The following is a 12,394-nucleotide window of genomic DNA, read 5'->3' as shown; positions in this document are numbered from 1 at the left end:
TGAGGAGTCGCCGGCCACGGGGGAGTGGCGGATCCGGTCGGGCCGGATGATCCTCTCAGCCCCGGCGGCGAAGGCGGTGGCCGCCGCATCGCGCCGCCCTGCCCGGCGAAAGTGGCCAGCGGGCGGCCGGCCCGCACGTCCCACAACCGCGGCTGCTCTGCAGCATGCTGGGCGGATCAGGTGGCGGTCGGCACGGGCCGGTCACTTCGCGGTGCCGTCCGGGCCGTCCGGGCCGTCGTCCCTGTCGTCCCCCTCATCCGTCTTCCCGTCCTTTGCGCGCTTCCGCTCCTCCTCCCGCGCTCTCCAAGCGGCCGGGTCGATCCGTGAGCGGTGGCCCTCCTTCGGCTCCGACGCGTCCAGGTGCACCGTCCACGCCCACAGGACGACCGCCACCAGCAGGAAGCAGCCCGCCACCCCCAGGACCGCGTCGACGTCGTCGGACTGGGACTCCGGATCCGTCCCGAAGAAGGCGGGAGGACCGTCGACGATCATGCTCACCCACCACGCGAGGGCCGCGTTGCACGCGAGGACGGCCAGCCAGTACAGGATCCGCACGGCCTGCGCCGGGGCGCCGTGCAGCTCGCGCAGCAGGAGCAGACGTCGCAGCCTCCCCGGCCCTCCACGGTGACGGCGCGCCGCGGCCTCGAAGCTGCGTACCGATACGTAGCACTCGTCGAGCCAGTGGCCCGGCTCGGGGTCGGGGGCCCCGGTCGGCGCCAGCTTCTTGGCCTCGATCCAGCCGGTGATGAACTGGACCTCCATCTGCGCCTTCTCCAGCCTCTTGCGGTAGTGGTGGTCGGCACTCCGCGCCTCGCGGCGATCCCTGAGGACGAGGCTGATCCCGCCCACCAAGCCGGTGATGACGGGCACGAAGAACGGCGCGAACGACACCAGGGAATCCAGACTCGGCACCGGCAATGCCTCCTCATCCGACCCGGCCTCGGCTGGGGGCCTCCTCCCACCCTTGCATCCCCCTGGGCGGCGCCCACCGCTCCGTACGGCCGATCGGGTGACCGTCATGACGCCGACGGCCAGGGCGACGGCTCGCCGGTGCGGCACACGCAGCCGAACGCGATCACGCGTCCTTACGGCCTGTCCGGCGGCGGACACCCGTGCACGCGGCCCGACCATCTCGGCGGCGACGAGGTTCGACAAGCGGCCACGTCTTCCAAGGCACCGTCACCGTCGCCCCGATCGGACTCGGCATCGCCCGTGATCCCTGCCGGATCTAGGCCGTGTCTTTCGGATCATGCCGGGCCCGCGGTGTCTGGCGCCGCACCTCGCCGCGTTCTCGTCGGTCGCCGACGTCCCCCAGCTACCGCTGGGAGGTGCCCCCACCGCGTCGACTCCCTCCTCCGCCTTGCGATGCACGGCACCAGACACCGCGGGCTGATCCGGCCTGATCCGAAAGACACGGCCTAGTTGCCGGTCGTGCCGTCGAGCATCTCGCGCAGGATGTCCAGGTGGCCGTTGTGACGGGCCGTCTCCTCGGTGAGGTGGAGGAGGATCCAGCGCAGGTCGACATGGCGGCCGTCGCGGATGGCTCGCTGGGCCTGCTCGTCCAGGCCGTTCCCGGCGACCAGTTCGCGGTAACGGGCGCTCTGTGCGGCGTATTCGTCGAGCAACTGCGTGAGCGGGAAGTCGACGGCGATACGCATCTCGCGGTCGGGGTCCTCCTCGGTCCAGGGCCCCTGGTCTTCCTCGCCGAGGAAGACCACCTGGAACCAGTAGTACTCGACCCAGCGGAGATGGTTGATCAATCCGCTCATGGTCATCAGCGGTGAGCCCGGCAAGAGCACCTTGCGGGCGTTCTCCGCCGAGACGCCATCGCACTTGGCGCGGGCGGTGTCACGTGTGTAGTCGAGAAACGTGGTGAGCTGGGTGCGCTCGTCCCACGCGGGCGGCGTGTCTTCGATTCTTGTCATCGCGCGAAGAGTCCCCGATCACCGCGACCGGTGTCGAGGCATTTAACGGCGGGCCGCCCGGCAAGATCCGCCGGACAGGCCCTGAGCGCGCGCCGACCCCGAAGCTCTGGAGTTCCTCAAAAGGCGCTTGTCGCGCCGATCATGCCGGGCATCCTCCTCGTACAGACCGGAACGGACAGCAACGGGGTGCAGGACATGGGATACCTGGTGATCGTGGGAATCGGCCTCATCGTGGTGCTCATCGCGGCGATACGGGGAAACAAGGGCAGCGGGTCGACGCGAGGGCGATCGGGCGGAGGCGACGGCGGCGGTCACGGCTGCGGTGGCGGCTGGTCGTGCGGTGGCGGCGGCTCGTCGTGCGGTGGCGGCGGCGGAGACTGACACGACGGATCGCGCCACGCGCTCGCTGAGCGACCCCGTTGCCCGCGCGCGCGGCCGCCCGCCCGCCCGCGCGCCCACGGCGCCGAACTCGTAGGCGAGCAGGCGCAGTACTCGTCGTCGGACCGGCCGGGCGGCTCGGCTGAAGCCCCGCGGACACACCAATGCGGAACTTCCACACGATCCGTTGAGGACCCTCACCCGGGCACGGGTACGGTGGCCCGCGATGGGGGCGAGCCACGCGAAGTTGGGTACCCTCTCGGTTGGCCTCGGGGCTTCAGCGGGCTGAACTGCCGTGACAGGGGATGGATTTTTCATGAGTGCGCCTTCTACCGACCTTTTCCAGCCGCTCAGGCCCGACGACCCGGCGACGGTCGGCGGATACCGCCTGACCGCAGTGCTGGGCGCGGGCGGCATGGGCAAGGTGTACCTCTCCTACACGCCCGGCGGGCGGCCCATCGCCCTCAAGGTGATCCGGCCCGAGTTCAGCGAGGACCCCGAGTTCCGGCGGCGCTTCCAGCAGGAAGTGCGGGCGGCACAGCGGGTGCAGGGCCTCTACACCGCGCCCGTCATCGACTTCGACACCGAGGGCACCCAGCCCTGGCTGGCCACGGCCTACGTACCGGGCCCCTCCCTCGCGCACGCTGTGGCCCAGTACGGGCGGCTGCCGCTGCGCAGTGTGCTGCTGCTCGCCGTCGGGGTGGCCGAGGCACTGCACGTCATCCACGGCGCGGGCATCGTCCACCGTGACCTGAAGCCCGCGAACGTACTCCTCGCCGCTGACGGCCCCCGCGTGATCGACTTCGGTATCGCCCGCGCGGCGGACGCCACTTCCCTGACCGGCAGCGGCGTCAGCGTCGGCACGCCCGCGTTCATGGCGCCCGAGCAGGCCTCGGCCGGTACGGTCACCGCGGGCACCGACATCTTCGCCCTCGGCCAGATCGTGGCGTACGCGGCGATCGGTGCGCCCGCCTACGGCGAGGGCTCCTCGCACGCCGTGCTGTACCGCATCGTGCACGAGGACCCCGACCTCAGCGCGCTGCCGGAGGAGTTGCGGCCCCTGGTGACGCGGTGCCTCAGCCGCGACCCGGCGGACCGGCCCACCCTGGCCGAGGTCATCCAGATGTGCCACGACCTTTCCCCCGCCCCGCTCCGCCAGGGCGAGGACTGGCTGCCCCGGGCGGTCGCCGGTTCCATCACCGAGCGCCTCCAGCTGCCCGAACCGGCGAAGACCCCGCCGCCGCAGCCCGCCGCGGCCCCGACGCCGACGCCGACCGAAGTCTCCCCGCAGCCTCCGGCGCAGGGCGCGCCCCCGGCCCCGCCGGCCGTTCTCGGCGTGGCCGCCGCGCCGACGCAGAGCGCCCCCGCCGCTCCGACGCACGCACCGACCGGTCCCGCCGCTCCGGGCGTGCCGCCCGGATACCAGACGCCGCCGCCCGGCTACCCGACCCAGCCCGGCCATCAGACGCCTCCCCCCGGGTATCAGACGCCGCCGCCCGGCTACCCGACCCAGCCCGGTTACCAGACGCCTCCCCCCGGCTACCAGACGCCGCCTCCCGGATTCGTGGCGGGCCACCACACCCCGTCGCCCTCCCACCACCCCGGCTACCCGCCCCCCGCCCCGCAGCGCAAGGCGAAGGGACCGGTCATCGCCGGGGCCGTCGTGGCGGCCGTGATCGGCCTCGCGGTCCTCGGTTCCCTGCTGCCGGACAACTCCGGGGACAAGGGCAAGGGCGGCACGTCTTCCGCCGGCGGAAGCACGGGCAGCGCTGCCCCCGGCGGCGGCTCCCAGGACAAGGGCGGCAAGCGCACCGACCCCACCCCCGCCTCGTACCAGGGCATCAATCTGACGGCCAACTACCAGCTCATGCTGGCCGACAACCCGCCGCGCCCCGGCTCCGGCGGCAACAGCGGCGTGATGTACAACCACGGAGACTTCTACTTCTACGTCGACACCCTCTTCGGGGACGCGAAGGTCGGGACCGACAACGGCAAGCTGGTCGTGCTGAACAACTCGCAGAAGGGTTCGCTGGAGACCTGCCGCGCCGAAACCCGCTACACCGAGAAGATCGGCCTCGATCAGCTCACGGACGGGTCGGAGATCTGCGTGCTCAGTGACGCGGGCCACATCGCGGTGGCGACGTACCGGGGCAGGTCGGGTGCGAAGGACCCGAGCAGCTACATCACGCTCGACCTCACGGTGTGGCGCAACGCCGAGGAGCCGAAGAAGGGGAGCTGAGGAGGAATGGTGCGGTAAGCGGCAAAATGGGCAAACCGCACACTTCTGTCATTTAACTCAGTTACTGCCATATGCCTTTTGAGGGTGTGTCAGTCGCAAACGTGCGGGGCATAATCGGCCCCGGTCGTCTCCGGAAGCAATGGAGCCATCGGGACACCGATCCCGACCTCCCCGTCGGATTCCCGGACCGGACCGATCCCCAAGGCGCTGTACATGTCCCTGGCCAGCCGCACCCGCCTCGCGGCACTGCTCGCGGCGGTCTCCGTCGGTGTGGCCGGTGTCACGACCTGGGCCTACGGATACGGGAGCGAGCGGCCGGCGGCGGCCGTCGACGCGGTCGTCAGGCCGAGCGTGACCGAGGGCTCCACCCTCCAGGTCGTCGCACACCCCGACGACGACCTCTTCTTCATGAACCCCGACCTGAGCCGCTCCATATCGACGGGCATCAAGGTCACGACCGTCTACCTGACCTCCGGCGAGTCCGACGGCAGGAACGAGGCCCACAGCCCGCACCTGGACGACGCCGCGGGCCCCGCCGACCGCGCCGCCTACGCGGAGGCCCGGCAGAACGGCATCCGCGGTGCCTACGCCCAGATGGCCACGGGCGACCGCACCAGTCTCTGGGAGCGGAAGTCCATACCCACGGCCGGCGGGGGCAGCGCCGAGGTGGACGTCCTCGTCGCCAGGCCCGAGGTCAACCTGGTGTGGATGCAGCTCCGCGAGGCCCGCAGCATCTCCGGGGACAATCCGGACAGCCTGCGCGGCCTGTGGGACGGCCGGATACCCGCCCTGGGCGCCCAGCTGACCTCCGGCACGCCGGTCACGCACCCGTTCTCGTACACGAAGGACCAGGCCGTGGCCGCCATCGCGGACGTGTTCGCGCGGTACAAGCCGACCACGATACGGACGCAGGACCCGACCCCCGGCAAGTCGGGGAGCGGCGTCTTCCTCGACCACCAGGACCACATGTACGGCGCCCGCTTCGTCCAGGCCGCCGCGGAACGCTACGCGCAGAGCACGGACCGGCCGCACTTCTCCGTCCAGAACTACGTGAGCTACCCGAACAGCGCGCTGCCGCCGACCCTCGACCCGCAGACCGCCGAAGAGAAGCTCGGCTACCTGAAGACCTACGCCTGGACGGACCACCAGGACTGGTGCGGCAGCCCCGCCGGCTGCGGCGACCGCAAGACCGCGACCAGGCCCACCGGCGCCGGATGGAACCAGACCATCCGCTACAGCCGGGGCGACGGCACCTCCTGGATGACCGAGGACGTCGCCGGACGGCTGTGGGCCTTCGCCATGCTGGACGGCCGGATGGCGTACTGGTCACGCACCGGCCCGAAGGCCCCCTGGCAGGGCCCTTCCTTCCTTCCCGGTGCCGGCATCGACGCCGGGGCGAGCGCGGTCCGGCTCCCGGACGGCCGGATCGCGGTGTTCGCCACCCGCACCACCCTCGGTACGACACCTCAGGACTACGGCCGGGACGTCGTGTACGCCGTCCAGAGCGAGGCCGACGGCGCATTCGGCCCCTGGCAGTCACTGGGAACCCCGGACACCGCGGACAGGTCCGGCACCTCGGCGATCAGCGCACCGGCCGTCGCCGTGGATCCGGCGGGCCGGATCACGGTGTACGTACGCGATTCCCGCCGTACTCTGCGCGCCCGGACCCAAACGGCCCCGGACGGCGCGTTCGGGACCTGGCAGGCCCTCGGCGGCGCAGGCCTCCTGGGCGATCCGGTCGCCGCGACCGACGGGTCGGGGCGGCGGTACGTGTACGCGGCGACGACCGGCTCCGTACTGGCCTGGGTCCAGCCGACGCCGGGCGCCCCCCTGACCGGCGCCTTCGCGACCGGGCTGCCGCAGACCACGGGCGTGCTCTCGGTGCGCCCCGAGGGCGACGGGGTCCGCGTGTTCTTCCGCCGGCCCGGCACGGGCACCGTCGGTACGAGCCTGGCGACCATGGGCGGGGCCGTGCCGGAGTTCTCCCCGGTCGCCGAGGCCGGCGGTCCGGGCGGCTACGGCGGGGTGGGTGTCGCGGGCCCGCTGCTCGCGGGCCGTACGGGCTCGGGCACGGTCGGCGTGGCGGGCGGCGCGGACGGTCCGGAGTCCTGGCGGGAGTCCCAGATGCTGTACACGGGCGCACCGGCGGGCGTGGCCGACCGGTCCGGCACGGCCGTCGCGGCGGCCCTCGGCCTGGACGCCGATCTGCACATCGTCACGACGGTTCCTCCGGCCCGGTCCGAGCCGCAGGGCGACCGGACCCCCTCCCCGTGGCACCGGGCGGTCCAGCCCCCGCTGATCGCGCAGGCCGCCCGCGGCCGCTAGGACGAGAACCGCAGGGGCGGCGTGGGGAGCCCCTTGTCGTCCAGTGCCACGAGGGTGAGGACGGCGATCGAGCCCGTCCATGCCAGGGGTGCCACCGATGACGGCTCACCGGCGCGGTTCACCTTCTCGGGCAGCTCGCCGAGCGAGTTCCTCTTGGAGAGGACCCAGTCCAGCACCTGCCTCGCCTTCGCCGTCCTCCCCGTACCCGCCCACGCGAGGGCGAAGAACGAGGTACTGGGCGTCCACGCGTTCCCGCCCCAGGGCGCCGTCGGATCGTTTCCGGGGGTGAGGCCCCCATTGGGCAGCAGCAGGGCCTTGTACGTGGTGTCGAGGGCCCGGGGCAGGTCGGCCGGAGCCGTGTTGAAGGGCGGCGCCATGAAAGCCGCCGCGCTGTCGTGCCCGTGCTGCCCGTCTACGGTGCGCTGGTACCCCAGGGGCGCGAACCTCTTGGCTATCCCGGAGGAGAGCCGCTTGGCGGCAGTGGCCCAGCGCACCGCGTCGCCCGGCCGGTTCAGCTCCCAGGCGAGGTCCGCGGCGGCGTTGAGCCCCGCGAGCAGGGGCGCGGCCGTACCGATGTTCGTCGTGGTCGTCGTCAGCTCCCAGTAGTCCGGGGAAGCCGGAGGCAGCCCGTCCGCCCGCAGGGAGGCCGTCGCGTGGTCGGCCGCCTTGCGGATCATCGGGTAGAGGCCGGCCAGCCGAGCGTGTCGGGTGGTCCGCGGGGCCGTCTGGTACCACTGCCAAGCGGCCCAGGGCACCCAGCCGTTGGCGTCGAGCTGCCACCGCCTGCCGTCCGGCGGCCCGAAACCGTCGAGTCTCGTCCGTGCCTCCCAGGTGCCGTCCTTCCGCTGGGTCGCGGCGCTGTAGCGCAGAATCCGGTACGCCTCGGCCTCGTGGCCGGTGTGCGCGAACGCGGCGCAGGCGAAGCTGGAGTCGCGGGGCCAGGAGTACATCCAGCCGGGAGTCCAGCCCGCCGCCATGGCGCCGTTCGGCCGGAGCAGGGCGCGCATGGTCAAAAGCGCCCGTGCGGCCGCCGCGCGCTGCGCGGGCGAGCTGCCCGGGACCCGGCCGGCCGCCAGCCAGGCGCCGCTCTGCGCGATCTGCTGCCGGGCCGCCGGATCACCGGCAGCCACCACGGCCGACGCCGTCCTGCCGACGGGGACGTACTTCCACCGGCCGGACGGCAACCGCAGTACGTTGCTCCGCTCCATGTACCGCGCACCCTTGGCGGTGGCCGGTGCGATGCCCTCGGTGGCGGCCGTGTTGGAGAGGAGGCCGACGGTGGGGGCGGCGAGCACCGACAGGGGCGCGTACCTGCCCTCGGCGTCGCCGAGACCGTGGTGGCCCACGGGCCTGACGAGGAACACCGGCTGTCGTCCGTCGGTGTGCCGGCCGCCGGCAGATCCCGCGGTACACACGGGCAGGGCGGTACACGCGACAGCCGTCGTGACGGCCGCCCAGCGCACGAGCCGGACAGCAGGCATCATCACTCCCTCCGTCCGGCTTCCGCGCGTGCGGCGCCCGGAGTTCCCATCGTGGACGGGGTGCGCGGAGCCCGCCACGACATGCCCGCCGCCCGGGTGACTCCGGATGCCGGTGGTCGGCACACCGTGCACATTGGTGTGACCGGCCCCTGCGAAGGAATGGCGAATGAGCACTGCGTCGAGCAAGGGCGAGGGCGAGGGAGAGGGAGAGGACCGGGGGAGCGGCCACCGCCCGTTCATCCGCAGCCTGCTGCCGGGCGCGGGCGCAACGCTCGTGGCGGCCGCCGGGGCCCTGATCGCCGTCGGGTGCTTCCTCGGGCTCTACGTACGGCCCACCTCGGACGACTGGTGCGCCGCCTGGAAGTCCCGTGACCTGGGAGTCCTCGGCATCACGTCCGACTTCTACACGACCCAGAACGGACGGATCGCCAATGCTTTCCTGAGCGGCATCATCTACGGCGACGGCCTGACCGGGGTCAAGATCCTGCCCACCGTCATCGCCGTCACCTTCACGGTCGGCCTCGTCCTGCTCGGGTGCGAGTTCCTCCGGCTCCTCGGTACGAGACCGCGGGTCACGACGGTGATGACGCTGACCGCCTGCTCCCTGGCCGTCCAGGCGCTGGTCTACTACGCCGGCACCCGCAGCTATCAGGTACTCCTGTGGGCTCCGGCCACCATTTCCCACACCATTCCCAGCGTCATCGGAGTCTGGGCGCTCCTGCTGGCCATCTGGACCGTGCGCCGGCCCCGGGCCGGCCCACGCGCGGGCGGCTTCGCCGCCGCGTTCCTCATCGCGTTCGCGCTCGGAACCCTGAGCGAGCCGTTCGCCCTCGTCAGCGGTCTGCTCGCGGCCGGCGCCGGCCTGCTGGCCCTGCCCCGGCTGGGGCTGGCGCGGACCTGGCACACGTTCACCTGGTGCGTGCTCTGGTGCGCCGGACTCGTCTGCGGGCTGATCGTGCTCTACACGTCCCCCGGCGCCCGGTGGCGCCGCGCCCAGCAGCCGGAGCGGGAGTCGATGCTCTCCGCGGGCGAACTCGGGGACGCCTTCCAGGACTGGCTGCACATGTGGGACTCCGTCACGGGCCAGTGGGCCTACCTCGGAGCCGCCGCCGCCGGCGTCCTCCTCGGCCTGGGGGCCGGGCTCCGTACACCCGCGCCCGCGGCGTGGAGAAGGCGCCGGGCCGTATCGCGGCCGATGCTCGCCGCCGTGCTGCTGCTCCCCGTACCGGTGGTGGTGCTCGGGTCGTTCGCGGTGGTGCTGGGCCTGCGCAGCGGCTACGGCCCGAGCGGGTGGACGTACGCCCGTACGTGGACGAACTACCTCGTGCCGATGGAACTGGCGCTGTGCGCCTACGGAGCCCTGCTGGGGGAGTGGGCCGGCCGGACCCTGGCACGCCGGCGGAACGCCCCGGTGGTGGTGCCGGCCGCCGTCGTGGCGGCGGGCGGCCTGACGCTGGCGGCGCTGGCCGCGCTCGTCCCGAACGTCCAGCAGCTCACCACTGTCACGGTCACCCGCGCGGTGGCCTGGGACGCCCAGAACTCCCGCATCCGGAGCGGGGCGGCGCAGGGCGCCACCGACCTGGGGTACCGGCCCCTGTACATCGGGAGCCTGGCCGAGCCCTTCTTCACCTCCGACTACGAGCGGGACTGGGTCGCCGGCTGTGTCTCGAAGTGGTACGGGATCACCCGGATCCACCGCCTCTGAGGGCGGCGAACCGCGCCGACGCCGGCCCGGGCCATGAGACTTTCGGCAGATCCGGGCTCGGCGGCCGTTGCGTAGGGTCGGGTCCGTGAGGCGAATGATCATGGATTTCCGTATACCGGCGCAGGTGCTGCTCGCGGGCGCGGGGGTGTCGGCCGCGCTGACCCCGGTCAGCCTGTGGTGGGCGCTGCCGACCGCGGCGTGCGCCTTCCGCGCGGGCGCGCGGCCCGGCCGGACGCGGGGCACCGCGCTCGCTCTGCTCGTGGTGGTCGTTGCGGCGGTGGCCGTGGTGGCGGCCGTGCCGACCTGGATGGTGTGGGGCGGGCGGTTCGTGGTGGTGCTGGTCGGGGCCGGGATGCTGCCGTGGTTCGCGGGGCGGTTCCACCGCCAGTACCAGGAGCTGGTCCAGGCGGGCTGGGAGCGCGCCGCGCGCCTGGAGCGGGAGCAGCGGCTGGTCGCCGAGCAGGCGCGGCTGCGGGAACGGACCCGGATCGCCCAGGACATGCACGACCTCCTCGGCCATGACCTCAGCCTGATCGCCCTGTCGGCCGGCGCGCTGCAACTCGCGCCGGGGCTGTCGCAGGAGCACCGGGCGGCCGCCCGGTCCATACGGGCGGGTGCCGGGGGCGCGGTGGAGCGCCTCGCCGAGATCATCGGCGTCCTGCGCGGTGGCGGTGACGGCGGCCGCCCCGGCGATCGCGTCGCTGCCGCCGGGCTCGACCACCTCGCCGATCCGGAGGATGTCGGCGACCTGGTCCGGCGGGCGGCCGCCGCCGGGCTCGACGTACGACTGCTGGCGGACGGATCGCCGCCGGACGGCCTCCCTCCGGCCGTGGAACGGGCCGTGTGCCGGGTCGTGCAGGAGGCGCTGACCAACAGCGTCAAACACGCGCAGGGCGCCGCGGCGACGGTGACGGTCCGGTACGGGATGTTCGTCGCGGAGGTAGAGGTGACCAACGGCCCGCCGCCCTCGACCAGCCCCGACTCCGGCGCTGGCTCCGACCCTGGCGCGGCTGGATCCGGTTCCGGGTCCGGGTCCGGTCTGGTGGGGCTCGACGAGCGGGTGCGGCTGGCCGGAGGAAGCTTCGCCGCGGGCCCGCGGGGCGGAGGCTTCACCGTCCGAGCCCGCCTTCCGTACCACCCGTCCGCCGCCGTCCCGCGAGCCGACGGCCCCACCGCCACCCAGGCGGAGGAAGCCCGGCCGGCCGGGACGGACGCGCGGCGGGCGGCGGCCGGGTCCGCCGCCGAGCGGCGCCGCGCACGCAAGGGGCTCGGGCGGACCGCGGTGGCCGCCGTGCTCGTGCCGATGGCCACCGCCGTGCTGCTGTTCGTCGGCCTGCGTGCCTGGGACGTACTGACGGCCCGTCAATCCGTGCTCCCCGCCGATGACTTCGCCAGCTTGCGCGTCGGACAGCTCCGCGAGGACATCGCACCCGTCCTCCCCGACCGGCAGACGACGGCCCGTCCGGCCCGCCCCACCCCCTTCCCGCCGGGGGCCGCCTGCGAGCACTACGTGGCGACCGCCGACCCGTTCGACGACCTGTCCGGTGACGTCTACCGGCTCTGCTTCCTGGACGGCCGCCTGGCCTCCGCCGACCACTTCACCGGAAGGGCCGCCCTGTGATCCGCATCCTCATCGCCGACGACGAGCCGATGGTCCGGGCCGGCGTACGCGCCGTGCTGTCCACCGACCCGGTGATCCGCGTGGTCGCGGAGGCGGGCGGCGGCCGCGAAGCCGTCGAACTCGCCCTGCGGCACCGCCCCGACGTCGCCGTACTCGACATCCGCATGCCCGGCCTCGGCGGCATCGAGGCCCTGGCGGAGATCCGCCGTACCACCCCCGAAACCGGCGTGCTCATGCTGACCACCTTCGGCGAGGACGACTACATCCTGCGCGCCCTCGGCGGCGGCGCCGCCGGCTTCCTCGTCAAGTCCGGGGAGCCCGAGGAACTGATCGCGGGCGTGCACGCGGTCGCCGACGGTGCCGCCTACCTCTCACCGAAGGTCGCGGCCCGCGTCGTCGCCCACCTCGCGGCCGGCGCGGCCGGCCCGGGGGCCGACCGCCGCAGCGCCGCCCGCGCCCGGGTCGAGGCGCTGACCGTCCGTGAGCGTGACGTACTGGCCTTCCTCGGCGGCGGGTTGTCCAACGCCCGCATCGCCCGTCGGCTGCACCTGGCGGAGGGGACGGTGAAGGCCCACGTCAGTTCGATCCTGGCCCGGCTGGGCGTGGAGAACCGGGCCGCGGCCGCCGTCGTGGCGCACGAGGCGGGCATCGTCCCGGTCTCTCCCGCGAATCCGGCCACCCCCGCGACCCCGCCCACCCCCGCGGCCGGGCCAAGCAGCC

At 73.2% G+C, this 12,394-nt stretch carries 8 protein-coding genes; 5 read left to right on the top strand and 3 right to left on the bottom strand.

Annotation, left to right across the window (positions count from 1 at the left end):
- Positions 1-201 precede the first annotated feature (201 nt).
- The gene (locus tag IF02_RS0119625; RefSeq protein ID WP_030158713.1) at positions 202-912 is read right to left on the bottom strand and encodes a hypothetical protein; all 711 of its coding nucleotides are present in this window, start codon (positions 910-912) and stop codon (positions 202-204) included.
- A gap of 506 nt (positions 913-1,418) precedes the next feature.
- Positions 1,419-1,925 (bottom strand): DinB family protein, encoded by a 507-nt coding sequence (locus tag IF02_RS0119620; protein ID WP_030158711.1) that lies wholly within the window; start codon positions 1,923-1,925, stop codon positions 1,419-1,421.
- Between the two features lie 694 nt (positions 1,926-2,619).
- Between IF02_RS0119620 and IF02_RS0119610 the strand changes: the two genes are divergently transcribed.
- Both IF02_RS0119610 and IF02_RS0119600 read left to right on the top strand, forming a co-directional pair.
- A complete protein-coding gene (locus tag IF02_RS0119610; protein ID WP_030158707.1) occupies positions 2,620-4,542 on the top strand; it encodes a serine/threonine-protein kinase in 1,923 nt (640 codons plus the stop codon).
- Between the two features lie 213 nt (positions 4,543-4,755).
- A complete protein-coding gene (locus tag IF02_RS0119600) occupies positions 4,756-6,867 on the top strand; it encodes a PIG-L family deacetylase (protein WP_030158705.1) in 2,112 nt (703 codons plus the stop codon).
- Here the strand turns inward: IF02_RS0119600 and IF02_RS0119595 are convergent.
- Entirely contained in the window at positions 6,864-8,231 is a 1,368-nt protein-coding gene (locus IF02_RS0119595; RefSeq protein ID WP_051696359.1) for a hypothetical protein, read from the bottom strand. The two genes, IF02_RS0119600 and IF02_RS0119595, sit on opposite strands and share 4 nt — an antisense overlap.
- A gap of 283 nt (positions 8,232-8,514) precedes the next feature.
- Here IF02_RS0119595 and IF02_RS0119590 point away from each other — a divergent pair, with 283 nt between their 5' ends.
- From IF02_RS0119590 to IF02_RS0119580, 3 genes are all read left to right on the top strand, one after another.
- A complete protein-coding gene (locus IF02_RS0119590) occupies positions 8,515-10,053 on the top strand; it encodes a hypothetical protein (protein ID WP_030158701.1) in 1,539 nt (512 codons plus the stop codon).
- Positions 10,054-10,153: 100 nt separating this feature from the next.
- The gene (locus IF02_RS0119585; RefSeq protein ID WP_078622214.1) at positions 10,154-11,674 is read left to right on the top strand and encodes a sensor histidine kinase; all 1,521 of its coding nucleotides are present in this window, start codon (positions 10,154-10,156) and stop codon (positions 11,672-11,674) included.
- Positions 11,675-11,703: 29 nt separating this feature from the next.
- On the top strand, positions 11,704-12,394 hold a 691-nt coding region (locus IF02_RS0119580; RefSeq protein ID WP_234318277.1), incomplete at its 3' end, for a response regulator.

This window comes from Streptomyces sp. NRRL S-244, assembly GCF_000717915.1.
Classification (GTDB): Bacteria; Actinomycetota; Actinomycetes; order Streptomycetales; family Streptomycetaceae; genus Streptomyces.
Note: the sequence above shows the minus strand (reverse complement) of the source record. Positions and strands in the feature narration are given on the sequence as shown.